General features: G+C 73.9%; 12 protein-coding genes and 1 pseudogene. 9 read left to right on the top strand and 4 right to left on the bottom strand.

What is annotated here, in order from left to right; all coding sequences use genetic code 11:
* Nucleotides 1-108 precede the first annotated feature (108 nt).
* The 5 genes and pseudogenes from GL263_RS01215 to GL263_RS28095 form a co-directional block, all read left to right on the top strand.
* Nucleotides 109-339 carry an acyl-CoA carboxylase epsilon subunit gene (locus GL263_RS01215; RefSeq protein WP_228455998.1) on the top strand — a complete coding sequence of 77 codons (231 nt, stop codon included), beginning with the start codon at nt 109-111 and terminating at the stop codon, nt 337-339.
* On the top strand, nt 336-2,066 hold the full coding sequence (locus GL263_RS01220) for a fatty acyl-AMP ligase (protein WP_182853635.1): 1,731 nt from the start codon (nt 336-338) through the stop codon (nt 2,064-2,066). Before GL263_RS01215 ends, GL263_RS01220 begins: the two co-directional genes overlap by 4 nt.
* Nucleotides 2,063-3,838 (top strand): acyl-CoA dehydrogenase family protein, encoded by a 1,776-nt coding sequence (locus GL263_RS28985; RefSeq protein WP_182853636.1) that lies wholly within the window; start codon nt 2,063-2,065, stop codon nt 3,836-3,838. Before GL263_RS01220 ends, GL263_RS28985 begins: the two co-directional genes overlap by 4 nt.
* A 56-nt stretch (nt 3,839-3,894) precedes the next feature.
* Nucleotides 3,895-5,142, top strand: coding sequence for an acyltransferase domain-containing protein (locus GL263_RS01230; protein ID WP_182853637.1), 1,248 nt, complete (start codon nt 3,895-3,897; stop codon nt 5,140-5,142).
* 365 nt (nt 5,143-5,507) lie between these two features.
* Nucleotides 5,508-5,762, top strand: a pseudogene (locus tag GL263_RS28095) (4'-phosphopantetheinyl transferase family protein); the annotation flags it as partial.
* A gap of 231 nt (nt 5,763-5,993) precedes the next feature.
* On the opposite strand, the gene GL263_RS01240 reads toward GL263_RS28095, so the two are convergent.
* From GL263_RS01240 to GL263_RS01255, 4 genes are all read right to left on the bottom strand, one after another.
* Nucleotides 5,994-6,608, bottom strand: a complete 615-nt coding sequence (locus tag GL263_RS01240) for a response regulator transcription factor (RefSeq protein WP_438947894.1) — start codon at nt 6,606-6,608, stop codon at nt 5,994-5,996.
* 30 nt (nt 6,609-6,638) lie between these two features.
* Nucleotides 6,639-7,949, bottom strand: coding sequence for a sensor histidine kinase (locus tag GL263_RS01245; RefSeq protein WP_182853638.1), 1,311 nt, complete (start codon nt 7,947-7,949; stop codon nt 6,639-6,641).
* Nucleotides 7,950-8,052: 103 nt separating this feature from the next.
* Nucleotides 8,053-10,278: a TOMM precursor leader peptide-binding protein gene (locus tag GL263_RS01250; RefSeq protein ID WP_323379198.1), complete on the bottom strand. Its 2,226-nt coding sequence runs from the start codon at nt 10,276-10,278 to the stop codon at nt 8,053-8,055.
* A gap of 56 nt (nt 10,279-10,334) precedes the next feature.
* Nucleotides 10,335-10,601, bottom strand: coding sequence for a hypothetical protein (locus GL263_RS01255; protein ID WP_182853640.1), 267 nt, complete (start codon nt 10,599-10,601; stop codon nt 10,335-10,337).
* 341 nt (nt 10,602-10,942) lie between these two features.
* Here GL263_RS01255 and GL263_RS01260 point away from each other — a divergent pair, with 341 nt between their 5' ends.
* From GL263_RS01260 to GL263_RS01275, 4 genes are all read left to right on the top strand, one after another.
* Nucleotides 10,943-11,737, top strand: a complete 795-nt coding sequence (locus GL263_RS01260) for an AfsR/SARP family transcriptional regulator (protein WP_182853641.1) — start codon at nt 10,943-10,945, stop codon at nt 11,735-11,737.
* Between the two features lie 76 nt (nt 11,738-11,813).
* A complete protein-coding gene (locus GL263_RS01265; RefSeq protein WP_182853642.1) occupies nt 11,814-13,403 on the top strand; it encodes an acyl-CoA carboxylase subunit beta in 1,590 nt (529 codons plus the stop codon).
* 188 nt (nt 13,404-13,591) lie between these two features.
* On the top strand, nt 13,592-14,884 hold the full coding sequence (locus GL263_RS01270; RefSeq protein ID WP_182853643.1) for a beta-ketoacyl-[acyl-carrier-protein] synthase family protein: 1,293 nt from the start codon (nt 13,592-13,594) through the stop codon (nt 14,882-14,884).
* Entirely contained in the window at nt 14,881-16,110 is a 1,230-nt protein-coding gene (locus tag GL263_RS01275; RefSeq protein ID WP_182853644.1) for a ketosynthase chain-length factor, read from the top strand. The genes GL263_RS01270 and GL263_RS01275 overlap by 4 nt, the downstream gene beginning before the upstream one ends.
* Nucleotides 16,111-16,136 lie beyond the last annotated feature (26 nt).

The raw sequence follows: 16,136 nt of genomic DNA on the forward strand, positions 1-16,136 counted from the left end.
GTGCGGCCCGCGAGCGCTGCTCGAGCGGGCAGGCGCAGTCTTCTCCCGTGAACCTCCCCCGGAACCCATGGGGTCGCAGGTGGAGCACGGGGACACAGGAGGAGACCCATGGCAGCAGACATGGCAGCGGAAGAGACAGGCATCACCGTCGTCCGCGGGCAGCCCGACGCGGTCGAACTCGCGTCGGTGACCGCGGTGCTGCTCGCGGTGCTGCGCGCGGCGCGTCACCGCCCCGCCGAGGCGCCGCGTTCCGGCGGCTACGCGGACTGGACCGTGCGACGGCCGGTCAGGGCGGGCGCGGCCGGCAGGCGCGCGGAACTCCCGGGGGGACGGCGATGACGGGCGGCCGGACCTTCGTCGAGGTACTCGCGGAGCGGGTGGAGGCCGAACCCCGGGCGCTCGCGCTCACGCTGCTGGTCGAGGAGGACGGCGAGTTGGTGACCGGGCGCGAGCTGAGCTACCACGCGCTCGACCTGGCGGCCCGCCGGCTGGCGGCCCGGCTGCGGGAGCACTGCGCCGCCGGTGACCGGGTCCTGGTGCCGCACGCCTCCCAGGACCTCTTCGCGATCGGCTTCCTGGCCTGCCTGTACGCGGGCGTGATCGCGGTCCCGGTGGCCCGGCCGGGCGGTGGCGGCCACCACGACCAGCGCGTCGCCGGGGTGGTCAGGGACGCCGCCGTGCGCTGTGTGCTCACGGACGCGGCCGGCGCGGTGGACGTCTCTCAGCTCCTGGCCCGCACCGGGTTCTCCGAGGTGACGTGTGTCCTGGTGGACGCGGAGCCGGTCGGCGGGGCGCCGGAGCCGGTGTCCGGGCCCCCGGCCGGGGTGTCCGAGGACGACGTCGCCTACCTCCAGTACACCTCGGGCTCCACCAGGGAGCCGCGCGGCGTGATGGTCACGCACCGGAACCTGTTGGCCAACCAGGCCGCGATCCAGCGCGCTTTTGGCACCGACCGGCGGTCCCGGATCGGTGGCTGGCTCCCGCTGCACCACGACATGGGCCTGGTCGGGCAGTTGCTCCACCCGCTGTGGCTGGGCGCGAGCACCGTGATGTTCTCGGCGACCAGCTTCGTCCGCAAGCCGGTGCGCTGGCTGCAGACCGTCGCGCGGCACCGGCTGACGCTCAGCGGCGCCCCGGACTTCGCGTACGAGCTCTGTGTGCGGAAGGTCAACGACATGCAGATCGCCGCGCTCGACCTGTCGCACTGGCGGACGGCGGTGAACGGTGGCGAGCCGGTGCGGGCGGAGACCCTGCGGGCGTTCGCCGAGCGCTTCGCCGCCGCCGGGTTCGACGAGGCCGCGCTGGCCCCGTGCTACGGCCTCGCCGAGGCGACCCTGCTGGTCTCCGGGAGCTCCGCGGCGGCGCCGTCGCCGCGGGTTCGGGGAACGGCGGAGGCGGACGCGGGGCCGGTGCCGCACTGCGGTCCGCCCACCGGCGGCGAGGTGCGGGTCGTGGACCCGCGCACCGGGCGCCCGCTCCCGGACGGCCGGACCGGCGAGATATGGGTGCGCGGCGACTCGGTGGCGCCCGGCTACTGGCGGCGGCCCCTCGACACGGCGCGGACGTTCGACGCCGAGCTCCCCACCCCCACCGGCGTCGTCGGCGGCCATCTGCGGACCGGCGACCTCGGCTACCTCGCGGACGGCCTGCTGCGGGTGACCGGACGCATCAAGGACATGATCACGGTCGGCGGGCGGAACGTGTACCCGCAGGACCTGGAGGGCACCGCCCAGCGGGTCAGCGCGATGTTCGGCGCCGCCACCGCCTTCTCGGTGCCGGGTGAGCGCGAACGCGTGATCCTCGTACAGGAGTTGCGTACCGGTACGCGGCACGACCTGGACCTCTCCGGGCTGGCGGCGGAGGTGGAGCAGCGGATCGGCGAGGAGCAGGAGATCCACGTGGACGGGCTGCTGTTCGTACGCCCCGGAACCGTGCGGCGTACGACAAGCGGCAAGGTGGAGCGCCGGGCCATGCGCGAGCTGTTCCTGCGCGGTGAGCTGCACCCGCTCCACCAGCGCCTCGCCCCGGACGTCCAGCGGCTGGTGACCGCCGGAGCGGCCGCGTGACCGCCCCCGGGGTCGGGACGGGCGGCCCGGCACAGCACCGCGTCGACGCCCTTGAGCACGCCTTCGGCCCGCTCGACGCCCCGGACAACCCGTGCGGCGCCGCGGCGCTGCTGGAGGCAGACGCGGCCTGCGCGACCCTACCGGCGGCCGAACACGTCCTGGACGCGCAGGACTTCAACGCGGAGTTCGTACCCGTCGAGCTGGGCGGCCGGCTGGACCGGATGGACGTGCTCGGCCGCGTCCTGCGACCGGTGTTCCGCCGGGACGCCTCGCTGGGCTTCGGCTACGGGCTGAACTGCTTCTTCGCCGCGGCCCCGGTGTGGACGGCGGGTGACGGGCGGCAGCGCCGGCAGGTCGCGCGCACCCTGCTGGAGGGCCGGCGGGTGGCGGTCGCCCGGCACGGCGTCGCGCACGGCAACGACTTCGTGCGCGACGAGTTCACCGTCGCCGCGCTGCCCGACGGCCGGCTGCTGCTCGACGGTGAGAAGACCGGCATGGCCAACGCGGCCCGCGCCGCCTCCCTGGTGATCTTCGCGCGGGACGTCGGGGCGGCGGGCGGCGGGGGCGACGGCCGTGGGCACACCGTGCTGCTCGTGGACCGCGACGCGTTGCCGGCGGACCGGGTCGTCGACCTCGGGCGGCGGACGACCACCGGGATGCGCAGTGCGGAGTTCGGCGGGCTGCGTGTCACCGAGTGCCCGGTGCCGCGGGAGGCGGTGGTGGGCGCGCCGGGCGGCGGCTACGAGCTGTCGCTGCGCTCCTCGCTGGTCATCCGGGGGCTCATCCCGTCGATCGTCCTGGCCGGTGCGGACACCGCGCTGCGCACCGCCGCCGCGTTCGCCGACCGGCCCCGCGCGGACGGCCGGTCGTCCCTGGACGTGCAGCACGTCAGGGACGTGCTCACCGGGGCGTTCCTGGACCTGCTGCTGATCGACTGCCTGGCGCTGGTCGCCACCCGCGCGCTGCACCTGCTGCCCGGGCAGGTCAGCGCGTACGCGGCCACCGCCGCGTATCTGGCGCCGAAACTGGCGGCCGAGTGCATGGACGAGATGTCGGCGGTGCTGGGCGAGGCGAGCTTCGCGGGGGACGGCGCGTACGGCATGTTCGAGAAGCAGCTGAGGGACCTGCCCGTGACGTCGATGGGGCATGCGGGCAGCGCCGGACGGCAGGTGAGCATCCTTCCCCAACTGCCCTTCTTCGCACGGTACTCGTGGTTCGCCGACGCCGAGCCGCCGGCCGACCTCTTCCGCCCGGACCTGGGGCTGCCGCCGCTCGACCTGAGCCGGCCGAGCCTTCTCGGCGACGGCGACCCGCTCGCGGCGACGCTGCTCGCGCTGACCGACGAGCTGGAGTCGGCGGGCCCGCCCTCCCCGGCCGGCGACACCGGGCTGCTGCGGTTCCTCACGCGGGCGTTCGCCGGGGAGCTGGACAGCCTGCGCAAGTCCTTCCGCGACACCCCGATCGGTGACCGCCAGGCGCTGGCCTCGCCGCACTGCATGGCGCTGGCGGACCGGTACAGCGTGGTGCTGGCCGCCGCGAGCTGTCTCGGCGTGTGGCGGCAGCAGCTCGCGGCGGCCGCGGCGGAGGAGGCCGCCGACCCGTTCCTGGCCGATCCCGCCTGGGTGTCCGCGGCGCTGTACCGGTTGTGCCGCAGGCTCGGCCTGCCGCTGCCGGACCGGCCGGTGACCGCGGAGGAACGGGTACTCGCGGAGGTGCTGCGGCGCCTGCGCGGCGGCCGTGGCTACGACCTGTACGGCTCCCGGCTCGCCTGACGGCCCGGCCCGCACAGCTTCCCCTACCCGCCCGAGGAACGGCAGAGGAGAGCACGATGCCCGCACCACCCCCCGACCACCGTGCGGCGGTCCACCGCGAATGGCTGCTCGACTGGCTGGCGCGGCACCTGGGCCGCTCCGCGGCGGAGGACGAGCCGCTGTACGAGTGCGAGTTGGACTCGGTGGCCGCGCTCAGCCTCTGCGGGGACGTGGAGCAGGAGTTCGGCCCGCTGCTGGAACCCGGCGACGTCTGGTCCTGCCGGACCGTCCGGGATCTCGCCGCCCTGATGTGCGACCGGGACGAGCGGCGGGGCGGGCCGCGACCTCCGCAGGCGGCGTTCTTCTTCAGCGGGCAGGGCGGCGGTCGTCCCCGGACGACCCGCAACCTGTACCGCCACAGCCACGGCTACCGCCGCCATCTGCACGCGGTCGACGACGTGTTGAGCCCCCTGGTCGGCGCCTCGGTGGTCGCGGCGGTGGCCGGGGACCGCACCGGTTCCACCGGTTCCGCCGGCACCGCGCTCGACCAGGCCGCGTCCTTCGCGGTCGGCTACGCGCTGGCCAGGACGCTGGAGGAGTCGGGTGTGGCGCCCGTCGCGGTGCTCGGCCACGGCCTCGGCGAGATCGCCGCGGCGGCGTTCGCGGGCGCGCTGACCCTGCCCGACGCCTCCCGGCTGGTGGCCCTGCGCGGCGCGCTCACCGAGCGGCTGGTCCCGGCCGGGCATGGCGGGATGACGGCGACGTGCGTGAGCGGGCGGGACACCGCGACCCTGCTCGAAGGGGAGCCGGAGGTGACGGTGGCGGTGCTGAACGCCTCCCGGTCGACCGTGCTCGCCGGACCGGTCGAGGCACTGGAACGGGTCGAGGGGCGGCTGTCGCGGCGCGGCTCACGGCATCGGAGGCTGCCAGTGCGGTACGCCTTCCAGTCGCCGCTGCTGGCGCCGGTGGCCGACGAGCTGCGGTCGGCGGTCGAGCCGCTGCCGGCGCTCCGGCCCCGGTTGCCGTTCTACTCGACCGTGCGCGGCCGGCTCCACGACGAGCCGCCGACCACGGCCTACTGGGCCGAACAGCTGGTCTCCCCCGTGCTGTTCGCCGACGCGGTGCGCGCGCTGCTCGTTCAGCGGCGACCCACCCACGTGGTGGAACTCGGCCCCGGGACGGTGCTCACGCCGTATGTGCGCGGTCTGGGCGGCCCCGTGTGCGTGGCGGCCTGCCGGGGCCCGAGGAGCAACGCCGTCGACCTCGCGGGCGTAGTGGCCGCGCTGGACGCCGGTCCGCTCTCCGAGCAGTTGGCCGGGGCGTGATGGGCGCGGCGTTCGGTCCACCGATCAGCGTGCCGGGACCGGCCGGCCCGTGGCACAGGGTGCGGGACGAGCTCTCCGGCCGGGGCACGGTGCTGGTGTACGGGACGGTTCCCGGCTGGGCGCCGCCCGGCGGCCCGGACACCCTGCGGAGGCTGCTCGGCCGGGACTGGGCCCGCTGCGAGAGCTTCGCGAAGCCGCGGATGCGCGACCGCTTTGTCGCCTCGCGGCTCCTCCTCAGGTACGCGGCCGCCGCCGCCCTGGAGACCGCCCCCGAGCTGGTGGACCTGTCGTACCTGCCGGGCGGCAGACCCTACGTGCGCGGCTGCGACCAGATCGAGGTCAGCCTCAGCCACACCGAGGAGACGATGGTCGTCGGCGTCACCAGCCGGGGCCGGATCGGCGTCGACGTGGAGCGGGCGGACCGGCGCCTGGCCGGCACCGGCTCGGAGCCGCAGGCGTGCACACCCCACGAGAAGCGGTACCTGGACGAGGGCGACCAGGCTGCCCGGAACGACACCCTGGTCCGCCTGTGGACGCTGAAGGAGGCGTACAGCAAGGCCCTCGGCCAGGGCCTGCGCTTCCGGTTCACCGAGTTCGGATTCGAGCTGCGGGGCGAGGACGGCGCCCGGCTGGTGCGCCCCGACGGCCGGCCGGTCGAGGGGGCCCGCTGGGTCTTCGGCACCTTCCGGGTGGCGGCGCGGTACGTCGTCAGCGCGGCGGTGCACGACGACGACTTCGGCGGGGGGACGGACGTCTCCGTGGGCACCATGCTGGACACGGGCCTGCTGGACACCCTCCTCGGCCTCTCCCGGGCGCCGCACGGGCGGCCGGGGAACGGCACCCGGCCGGCCTCAGGGAATCCAGCCGGCCTCCTCGGCGATGCGGATGGCGTCGATGCGGTTGCGCGCGCCGAGCTTGCTGACGATGGCCGTGAGGTAGTTCCGGACCGTCCCGCTGGAGAGGTAGAGGCAACCGGCGATCTCGGCGGCGTCGGCTCCCTGGGCGGCGAGCCGCAGCACCTCCAGCTCGCGGCGGGAGAGCGGGTTCTCGGGCGAGTCCCAGGCGGTGAGCGCGAGTTGGGGGTCGACGACCCGGCGGCCGCCGGCGACCGCGCGCACGGCCTGGGCGAGTTCGTCCGGCGGGGAGTCCTTCAGCAGGAAGCCGGTGACATGGGCGCTGAGCGCGCGCCGCAGGGTGCCGGGACGGCCGAGGCTGGTGAGGATGAGGGTCCGGCAGGTGGGTAGCTGCTCGTGGAGTTCGGCGGCGGCGGTCAGGCCGTCCACACCGGGGAGGTCGATGTCGATGATCGCCACGTCGGGGCGGGTCTCCAGAGCCGCCTTGGCTATGTGGTCGCCCCGTTCCACGGAAGCGACCACCTCCAGATCGGGCTCGAGTTCGAGCAACGCGATCAGGGCGCCGCGAATCATGTGCATGTCCTCGGCGACGAGGACTCTCAACGTCAGCACCGAAACCCCCGTTCGGTTGTTGGCGGCAGGTCAGGCGGCGGCCTTGAGCGTGCTCGCTCGTGTGCCGTCGGCCGTCGGCCCGTCACTGTTCCTGGGCGAGAGGGGGGCCGCCGCGACAAGCTCGAAGTGGCCGTCGTCCCGTGCCCCCGCGGTGAGCCGGCCGCCGATGGCCGCAAAGCGCTCGCTCAGGTTGGTCAGTCCGCTGCCACCGCCATCGGTCTTCACCGACTCCTTGGTACGGCGCGCCGCGCCGTCGTTGACCAGCGTCAGTCGTACCTCTTCTCCTTCAACGGTCGCCGACACCCGGCAGTGCCGTACCTCGCTGTGCCGCAGGATGTTGGTCACGCCCTCCCGCAGCGCCGTGGCCAGAACGGTGTCCACGACGGGATGCAGCCGGTCGCAGCCGATCTCCACCTCGGCCACGACGTCGGCCGCGGAGAGGACGGCGGCGGCCGACTCCGCCTCCTCCCGCAACGACATGTTCCGGTAGCCGCTGGACACCAGCCGTACGTCGGCCAGCGCCTGGCGGGCGATCCTGAGCAGTTCGGCGGTCTCCACCTCGGCCCGGTCCGGCCGGGTGGTGATCAGCCGCTGCACCAACTCGCCTTTGAGCGCGATCGCGGACAAACTGTAACCCAGCAGGTCATGCAGGTCACGGGCGAACCTGAGCCTTTCCTGACCGACCGCCATCCGGGCGAGTTGGGCGCGGTTGGCGTGCACTTCGTGCACGAGGTCGGTCAGCCGGCTGAGGCCGTAGATCGTGAAGCCGCCGAGCAGTCCGGCGATGAGGAAGTAGCCGACCTGCGCGGGGTGTTCACCGCCGACGTGGGCGTGGACCGGCGGGATCGCCACCACGACACCGAAGAGCGGCCAGGCCAGTCGGGAGCCCAGGACGAGCAGCACCGACGCCGCCAGCGGCCCCTGCATGCTGCCCCAGGAGACGCCGAACATCAGCATCGGCCCGTAGGTGAGCGCCGCCTGCACCGCCAACAAGGCGTGGCTCCAGCCGACATACCGCCGACGGAACCCGGAGGAGGTCACCAGGAACTGCACGGCGAACACGGCCAGCACCAGGCCGATCAGGGCCACGAGCCGGGACGGCGCCATGCCGGGGCCACTGGAGCGCAGCACGTTCAGCACGGTGACGGAGCCGTAGCAGCACAGCGCCACCACGGTCACGAGTCTGGCGAGTCGGGGCGGCGGCAGGTCGCGGCCGGGCAGCCGCCCGGTCAGCCTCGCCCAGGCGCCCGCCCCCCGCCCCGATGCGGCCTCCGCGGTGGTGCCGTCCCCGGACGACGTGGCACCGAACAGTCGGCCACCGGGAGGGGAACGGTCCGCCATCACGACTCCTCGGTCAGGGAAATCCGACAGAAACCAGATCCTAGTGACGGACCGTCGCACAGTCCGCATTATGTCGTCACGTGACGCCGATTCATATGACCGCCTACACGAACAACGGGACGGGGTTGAGGTCGGCACGCCGGGTCCTCCGATCGAGCCAACCGAGCTCCACCGGGACGTCGAACAGGCGCCCGGGCGCCAGCCGCGCCCAGAAGTGCCGCATACCGGGGACGATCACCTTCACCACCGGCAGCCCCACGTCGGGGCGGGTCTGGTCGAGGACGAGCAGTTCCATGCCGCGGGCCCGCACCAGCGACTCGAAGTCCTCGATGTCCTCCCGCAGGTCGCCGCGCGGACGGTGGTCGTACGCCGAGGGGCCGAGCGCCGACTGGCCGGCGTCGGGCACGAGAAACGGCTGGTTCCGCACCGTCGCGTGCCGCCACCAGGCGTCCAGGGCGGCGTTCCCGGTCGGCGCACACGGCCCGTTGCCGTCCCCGGCCGCCTCGCCGGGGGGCAGCAGCTGGCACATCTCGGTCACCGCGCGGCGCAGGGCCCGTCTCGGATCGGTGTGCGCGCCGAACCCGAAGCTGATCCGCTCCGCCGGGCCGGTACGCCGGGACACCGCGGCCATGACGGGGATGCCCAGGTCGGCCGTCAGGTCGAGCACCCACAGCTCCCGGCCCAGCCGGGCGTAGCCGGCGCGGGCCTCGGCGAGCCACGGCTCGTCGAACGCGTCGAGGTCGACGGCCGGCCGGCGCGGCCGGTTGTACCACCACAGCGCCACCGCGTCCCGCTCGACCACTTCCAGGAAGCCCTGCACCACGGCGTCCTCCAGGCTCGTCCCCGCGGCGTTGCCGTTGGAGTCGGCGGTCAGTCCGGGCCCGTGGGCGTCCGGGTCGGCGCCCGCGTCGGGGTCGAAGTAGAGCATCCGGGTGGGCAGCAACCGGTGGGCGCCGGCGGTGAGCGACCACACCGGCGTCCAGTCGGTCAGCGCGCGGGTGTCGAAGGGGGCGGGCACGGCCTGCAGCGCGTCGTGGGCGGCGTTCCACCGGCCGCGTTCCGCGAACTGCCAGTCCGCGTACAGCTGGCACTCGTTCGGGTGAAGGGCCTGGGAGCCGAGCGAGGTGAGGGTGTCCCGTACCACGGCCTCGTCGCCCTGCCGCGTCCCGCAGTAACGTTCCACCGCCTCGCCGAGCGCGCTCATCTCGGCCTCCTGCGCGGTGACCCCCTTGCCGCCGCTGTGACTGCGCAGCCCGCCGCGCACGGCCGCCAGCGATCTGCCGGCGAGCGCCAGGTTCCGGCCGGAGACGTACCGCCGGGAACCGGACGGCGCGCCCGGTACCGGCCTGACCTCCGCGACGACACCGGTGATCGGGTCCACCAGGTGCCGGTAGCGTTCCAGCGCCGCCGCCGGCGTCATCGCGCGGTCGTTGCCGCCGCCGTCCGCCTTCGGCCGGGAGACCGGGACCACCGGCCGGCTGAGCCCTCTGCCCACCAGGCCGGGGTCGCCGCACCCCGGGCACTGCGGCCGACGCGGCACCTCGTGGTGCCGGCTGGCCAGCGTCCGGGTGTCCAGCCGGCACACCGCGCGCTGGCCCGGGTACCGCATGCCCGCGACCCACTTGAGCGCCTCCAGCACCGTCGTGTGGAGGGCCAGCATGCGGACGGCCGCGAGCGAGGCGGGCGGCAGCGGCACCGGCCCTGCCAGCCCGAGCGCCTGCTGGACCGCCGCCTGGCTGGACCGGTGGCCGCGCAGCCGGTGCTGGAGACACCTCCAGCACGGGCCGTCGGGCACGCCGAACACCGGCCCGACCCACACCTCCGGGCCCCCGGACCGCGCCAGCAGCCAGGGCTGCCGGGCGGCCCGGCGCGCCCTGTCCAGCTCGGCCAGAGCCGGGTCGAGGTAGTCCTCGCAGACCACCACGGAGAACGCCGCGGACCGTGCGGAGCCGGCCAGTTGGAGACCGGCCGCCCGGCACTCCTCCCGCACCGCGGAGCCGTCCGCGTTTCCGAGCGCGACGACCTCCACCGGGGTGGCCCGCACGGACGCCAGCGCCCCCGGGCCACCCACTCCCGCCAGCTCCCAGTAGGCCTCGACCGCCGGGTCCACCGCCGGGTCCCGGTAGCCGACCAGGTCGGCACGGGCCAGCTCGCCGATCAGCTCGCACACCTCGACGGGCGGCAGGTGCGGCGGCGCGTCGGCGAGCACACCGTCCAGGGTGCGGCTGCCGTCCAGGAGCGGGACGAGATCCCGCACCCCGGCGCCGTGCAGCACGGTGGTTCCCTGCTCGGAGAGGACGTACACGGCCTCGTCGGGTACGACGTCCACCCGCAGATGGCGTTTGAAACCGACCCGGAGGCCGCTCGACGACCTTCCGGCCACGGTCATCCGCGCCAGGTCCAGTTGGTGGTGAGCACCGTACCGGAACCGTCCAGCCGTTCGATGGTGAGACCGGAGTGGCCCGCGTGGTAGACCGGCTCGGCGGCGGCCGGCCCGAACTCGGCGAGCACCGAGAGCGGGTCGGTGGTGTAACGCTTCGCCAGGTCCGACTCCAGGGCCGTACGGGCGGCGAGCACGGCGAACGTGGCGTCGGCGGTGCCGGCGGTGCCGGCCACGGCAGCAGAAAGCGGTGCGACTGTGGAGACGGACATGTGTTCCTCCCGTAGCGGCTGGAGCACGGTGTGTCGTGCTCGGCTTCCCGTCGCTGAGGATTCTGCAGGGCGTCCGGTTTCCAGCCCAGTGCGGTCTTCACCATCCCGGCATGAGATTTTCACGTTCGCCTTCGTGAGCGGCTCACTGGGCTCTCGAGGCGCCTGGTGCGAGGCTCGGTCCGTGTCCCTGGAGTGCCGGCGGGGGCGTACTCGGCAGAGGCCCCGAGTGGGCTCCGGAGACCCCGGAGTCCCCGACCCCGGAAGCCCCCGAGAAGACCGAACAGACCCCGAGAAGACCCAGAGACCGAGAGACAAGCAGTACCCGGAAGGGGGAAACGCACATGGAGATCAAGGCCCTGGGACCGCTGAGCGCGCGGCAGTACGGCGTGTCCGTGGTACCGACCGCCGCCAAGCCGCGGCAGATCCTCGCCCTCCTCGCCCTCCAGGCCGACCGCGTGGTCACCGTACCGACGTTGATGGAGGAGATCTGGGGTGAGGACATCCCGCGCAGCGCGGCCACCACCCTGCAGACGTACATCCTCCAGCTGCGGCGGAGGATCGCCGCGGCGCTGGACGGCGACCCGACCCGCAGGGCGAAGGACGTACTGGTCACCCAGCACGGCGGCTATCTGCTCCAGGTGCAGCCGGGCCACGTGGACGCGCAGGAGTTCGCCCGGCTCACCGCGACCGGCCGCGCCGCCTTCGAGGCGGGCGACCACGCCGCCGCCTCCGACCTGCACCGCCAGGCGCTGGAGATGTGGCGCGGGCCCGCGCTGGTCGACGTGAGGGTGGGCACGGTCCTGGAGTTGGAGGTGCTGCGCCTGGAGGAGGACCGGATGGCGGCGTTGGAACGCCGCATCGACTCCGACCTGGCACTCGGACGGCACAGCGAACTCGTCGCGGAGCTTCGGGTGTTGGTGGCCAAGCACCCGATGCACGAGAACTTCTGCGCGCAGCTCATGACCGCCCTGCACCGGGCGGGCGGGGCCTGGCGGGCGCTGGAGGCGTACCAGCGGCTGCGCACCACCCTCATCGACGAGTTGGGCATGGAGCCGTCACCGCGGCTGCGGCGGCTGCACCAGGCCGTGCTCTCGGCGGACCCGTCACTGGACCTGGAGGTCCCGGCGGGCGGCTGACCCCGCGCCGGCGTTGAGGGGTCGGGGCGCGTCCGGCCTCCAGCCCCTTTCGAGCCGGCGTTCCTACCGTGCGCCGATGACGATCCTCGACGACACCGCCACGGCCGCGGCAGGCCCGGACCTGCGTCGCGCGACGGACGAACTGCGCAGGCTGAAGGCGGAGGTGGGGCGCGGCCCCGACCCCGCCGCCACCCGCCGGCAGCACGCCCGGAACAAGCTCACCGCCCACGAACGCCTGGAACTCCTCTTCGACGAGGGGACGTTCACCGAGATCGAACCGTTGCGGCGGCACCGCGCCACCCGGTTCGGCATGGCGGACCGCCGGCCGCACGGCGACGGTGTGGTCGCCGGCTGGGGCGAGGTGTTCGGGCGGACGGTGTTCGCCTACGCCCACGACTTCCGGGTGTTCGCGGGCGCCCTCGGCGAGGCGCACGCGGCCAAGGTGCACAAGGTGATGGATCTCGCGGAGTCCGCCGGCGCGCCGCTGGTCGGCCTCAACGACGGCGCCGGCGCGCGCATCCAGGAGGGTGTCACCGCGCTGGCCGGCTACGGCGGCATCTTCCGCCGCAACGCCGCCTGCTCCGGGGTGATCCCGCAGCTCTCGGTGATGCTCGGGCCGTGCGCCGGCGGCGCCGCCTACTCCCCCGCCCTGACCGACTTCGTCTTCATGGTCCGGGACAACGCGCAGATGTTCGTCACCGGCCCCGACGTGGTGCGCGCGGTCACCGGGGAGGAGGTCAGCCACGACGAGCTGGGCGGGGCGGATGTCCACTCCCGGGTCTCCGGCGTCTGCCACTTCGCCTACGACAACGAGGCCGACTGCCTCGCCGACGTGCGGTACCTGCTCTCCCTCCTGCCCGCCAACAACCGGGAGACGCCGCCCCGCGCCCCCTCCGCCGACAGCCCAGACCGGCGGACCGAGGCGCTGCTGGACATCGTGCCGGCCGACCCCGGACGGGGTTACGACGTCCGGGACGTCATCGAGCAACTCGTCGACGACGGCGAGTACTTCGAGACCCACGAGAGCTGGGCCCGCAACGTGGTGTGCGCGCTGGCCCGGTTGGACGGCCATCCCGTCGGGGTGGTCGCGAACCAGCCGAACGTGTCGGCCGGCGTGCTCGACGTGCACGCCAGCGAGAAGGCGGCCCGGTTCGTCTCCACCTGCGACGCCTTCAACATCCCGCTGGTGACGCTCGTCGACGTCCCGGGCTTCCTGCCCGGGGTCGACCAGGAGCACGGCGGCATCATCCGGCACGGCGCGAAGCTGCTGTACGCGTACTGCAACGCGACCGTGCCCCGGGTGTCGCTGGTCCTGCGCAAGGCGTACGGCGGCGCCTACATCGTGATGGACTCCCGCTCCATCGGGGCAGACGTCGCCCTGGCCTGGCCCACCAACGAGATCGCCGTGATGGGCGCCGAGGGCGCCGCGAACGTCGTCTTCCGGCGGGAGATCAACGCGTCCGACGACCCGGAGGCGACCCGGGCGCGCCTGGTGAAGGAGTACACGGCGGAGCTGATGCACCCCTACTTCGCGGCGGAGAACGGCCTGGTGGACGACGTGATCGACCCCGCCGACACCCGGCGGGTACTGGTCCGCACGCTTGCCGTGCTGCGCGCCAAGAAGGCCGAGGTACCGGACCGCAAGCACGGCAACCCGCCCACCTGACCGGCCGGTTGGTCCATGAGCGCACAAGCGGCGGTCTAGGGACCGGGCGTTCCATGGCGGGACGCGGCACAAGCAGTCACACCGGCTCGGCAGTGACACCGACGAAAGGGATCAACAGTGGCCCGCACAGTTCCACCCGGCAGGTGCCCCGCCCGGCATCCCGCCCCGTCGAAGGCGAGGTAGCGAACATGCGACGTGTCGCCATCACCGGACTGGGCGTCGTGGCCCCCGGCGGGATCGGTGTGAAGGAGTACTGGAGTCTGCTGACCGAGGGACGCACCGCGACCCGGACCATCAGCTTCTACGACCCCTCGCCGTTCCGTTCCCAGGTCGCCGCCGAGTGCGACTTTGACCCGCTGGCGGCCGGGCTCAGCCACCAGGAGGCCCGCCGGCTGGACCGGGCCGCGCAGTTCGCGGTCGTCGCCGCCCGCGAGGCGCTGTCCGACAGCGGCCTGGAACCGGACGCGCACGCGCCCGGCCGGATCGGCACCTCCCTCGGCAGCGCGGTCGGCTGCACCACCAGCCTGGAACGCGAGTACGCGGTGGTCAGCGACGGCGGCCGCACGTGGTGCGTCGACCACGAGTACGCGATTCCCGAGCTCTACCGGCACTTCGTGCCCAGCTCGATGGCGGCCGAGGTCGGCCAGGCCGCCGGCGCCGAAGGACCGGCCGCGGTCGTGTCCACCGGCTGCACCTCGGGACTGGACTCGCTGGGCCACGCCGTCGAGCTCATCCGCGAGGGCAGCTGCGACGTGGTGATCGCCGGCGCGACCGAGGCCCCGATCTCCCCGATCACCTCCGCCTGCTTCGACGCCATCCACGCCACGACACCGCGCAACGACACCCCCGAGAGCGCCTGCCGCCCCTTCGACCGGACCCGCAGCGGTCTGGTGCTGGGGGAGGGTGCGGCGATCCTCGTCCTGGAGGAGCTGGAGAGCGCCCGGCGGCGCGGCGCGCACGTCTACGCCGAGATAGCCGGCTTCGCCTCCCGCTGCAACGCCTTCCACATGACCGGCCTCAAGCCGGACGGCAGGGAGATGTCCGAGGCCATCGACACCGCGCTGGCCGAAGCCCGGGTCCCGGTGGACGCCGTGGACTACATCAACGCGCACGGCTCGGGCACGAAGATGAACGACCGGCACGAGACCGGCGCGTTCAAGCGCAGCCTGGGCGAGCACGCTTACCGCACGCCGATCAGCTCGATCAAGTCCATGATCGGCCACTCCCTGGGCGCCATCGGGTCGCTGGAGATCGCGGCCTGCGCACTGGCCATGGAACACGGCGTCCTGCCGCCCACCGCGAACCTGCACGAGCCGGACCCGGAGCTCGACCTGGACTACATCCCGCTGACGGCCCGGGAGAAGCGGACCGACGTGGCGCTGAGCGTCGGCAGCGGCTTCGGCGGCTTCCAGAGCGCCATGGTGCTGACCCGCCCGGACCGCGCGGGCCGCCCGCCCCGTCCCGAGAGGAGCAGCGCATGAGCACACGGACCGTGGTGACGGGTCTCGGCGTGGTCGCGCCCAACGGCCTGGGCGCCGAGGACTTCTGGAAGGCCACCCTGGCCGGCGAGTCCGCGCTGGACGAGGTCCGGCGCTTCGACGCCACCGGCTACCCCTCCAGGATCGCCGGCGAGGTGACCGGCTACGAGGACAAGAAGCACATCCCCAGCCGGCTGCTGCCGCAGACCGACCGCATGACCCGGCTGGCGCTCACCGCCGCCGACTGGGCGCTCGCGGACGCCGGCCTGGACCCGGCCGAACTGCCCGAGTACGGCGTCGGCGTGGTCACCGCCGCGTCCGGCGGCGCGGTCGAGTTCGGCCAGCGCGAACTGGCGAACCTGTGGAGCAAGGGCCGGGAATACGTCAGCGCGTACCAGTCCTTCGCCTGGTTCTACGCCGTGAACACCGGCCAGATCTCCATCCGGCACCGGCTACGCGGCCCCAGCGGGGTGCTGCTCACCGAGCAGGCCGGCGGCATCGACTCGATCGGACAGGCCAGACGGCACGTCCGCAAGGGCTTCCCGGTGGTCGTCACCGGCGGTGTGGACGCGCCGCTGGCCCCCTGGGGCTGGGTGCCGCAGATCGCCTCCGGGCTGATGAGCGAGGTGGACGACCCGACCCGGGCGTTCCTGCCGTTCTCCGACCACGCGAGCGGGTACGTGCCGGGCGAGGGCGGCGCGATCCTGATCGCCGAGGAGCTGTCCACGGCCCGGTCCCGCGGCGTGGACCGGCTCTACGGCGAGGTCGCCGGCTACGCCGCGACGCTCGACCCGGCTCCCGGGTCCGGCCGGCCGCCCGCGTTGCGCGCGGCGATCGACAACGCGCTCGCCGACGCCGGAGTGGAGGCCGCCGACGTCGACGTGGTCTTCGCCGACGCCTCCGGCGTGCCCCGGCTCGACCGGATCGAGGTCGACGCGCTGGTCGCGGTGTTCGGCCCGCACGGCGTGCCCGTGACGGCCCCCAAGACCATGACCGGCCGGCTGCTGGCCGGAGGCGCCGCGCTGGACGCCGCGACCGCGCTGCTGGCGCTGCGCGACGGCGTGGTCCCGCCGACGGTGAACGTCGCCGCTCCCGCCGCCGAGTACCCCGTCGACCTGGTCGTCGGGGAACCCAGGGACGCGGAGCTGAGGACCGCGCTGGTCCTCGCGCGCGGCCACGGCGGATTCAACTCCGCGCTGGTGCTCCGCACCTGCCGCACCGACCGCTGACCGGCCGGCCCCCGGCACCCCACCGG

The sequence above is a fragment of the Streptomyces durbertensis genome, from assembly GCF_014156695.1.
Classification (GTDB): domain Bacteria; phylum Actinomycetota; class Actinomycetes; order Streptomycetales; family Streptomycetaceae; genus Streptomyces; species Streptomyces durbertensis.